At 38.9% G+C, this 1,242-nt stretch carries 2 protein-coding genes; both read right to left on the bottom strand.

Annotated features, from left to right (window positions below):
• The coding region (locus ACFIQC_RS09840) for a YqaJ viral recombinase family protein (protein WP_375707134.1) at positions 1-287 on the bottom strand (287 nt) is incomplete at its 3' end.
• A 1-nt stretch (position 288) separates the two neighbouring features.
• The gene (locus ACFIQC_RS09845; protein ID WP_375707135.1) at positions 289-1,116 is read right to left on the bottom strand and encodes a recombinase RecT; all 828 of its coding nucleotides are present in this window, start codon (positions 1,114-1,116) and stop codon (positions 289-291) included.
• Between the last annotated feature and the right edge of the window lie 126 nt (positions 1,117-1,242).

A 1,242-nucleotide genomic window follows, 5' to 3' on the forward strand; every position in this document is an offset into this window, starting at 1 on the left:
TCTATTGTGGGGTGTTGGATAAAGCCGCATTTTGTTATATCGGCATCATAAATGAAGCCATATTCTCTCAAGGCATCTTCTTCATGTTCAATACCCCATCTCATATCTTCAGTTTCATAATAAGGGCTTGTTTCGCCTGTTAAGCGCTCTGTTATGAGTTTGATTTTGTAGTCTTCATATTTGCTCGTAGGCAATCCTTTTGCTGTCTTACTGATAATGTTGTAAACATTAGATGCGGTGACTTTACCCAAGCGCGCTTGAAACCATTCTGCTGTTCTTTGTTCCATCTCACACCGCCGTTCTTTGTTCTTGTGGTCCATATTCGATATCTTGGACGTGAATATATTCGGCATCTTGTATAGGCGCCTCTATTTGCTTTTGTTGTAGGAAAGATTGTTCTTTTTCATGCTGTCTCTTTTGCAAAACATCCAAAATCCTTTGTGCTACTTCATCAGGAAGATCTTCAAGCTTTTGGACTCGTCCATACTCAAGGACTTTTTCCTCTTCTGTTTGAGTGATGTTTATTAATTGTTTGATTTGCGTAAGCACATCATAAGAAACTAACTTCGTTTGTACGTTATGGTTTGTTTCATTGATACGTTTTGCTTCATCTTCTTCATAAATACCGGAAAGCCCGAAAGCATAGCGAGCACATTGTATAGTGGCTTTATGGCGCAACATACGTGCGGGGTATTTTTTCCAAGGGTCACTGTGGTCTTGTTCGCATTCTTTGCGATATTCGGTGACTTCGATAGGGTCTTTAATCCCTTTGAGACGAATAGCACATTTGATAGCAATGATATTCCCATCCTCATTGATTTGATCTTGAAAGGTCATGCCATCAAAGTCAGGATTTGATTTGATGATCTTTATCCAACCGTCGATAGAAACAACGGGTATGATGCCGCCGCCTTTTTTAGGGAATGCATAGATTTCTTTTGTTAAAGGGTTAAGTCCATAAGTATTGGCAACAAAAAGAAAAACGGCAAATTCTGCATCAGTGATGACATTAGCATTTTTATCTCCAATACAAGTTTTTATGATTGTGGTTCGAAATTCTTCAGCAGAAAATCCATATTTTTCTGCCATTTCTTTTAAAAAAGTAGAATTTGTCATGTTGGTTTCCTTGATTTGCGCGCAATTCCCCCGTGGCGTGAATCACGCTTGTGTTAAAAGGCTGGTTTTGGGGTGTTAGAGTTTTGTCTTTACAGGTTGTACAATCCGATCAATTGGAATGCGTTT

The sequence above is a fragment of the Bartonella sp. AA126HLJHH genome (assembly GCF_042197425.1).
Lineage (GTDB): Bacteria > Pseudomonadota > Alphaproteobacteria > Rhizobiales > Rhizobiaceae > Bartonella.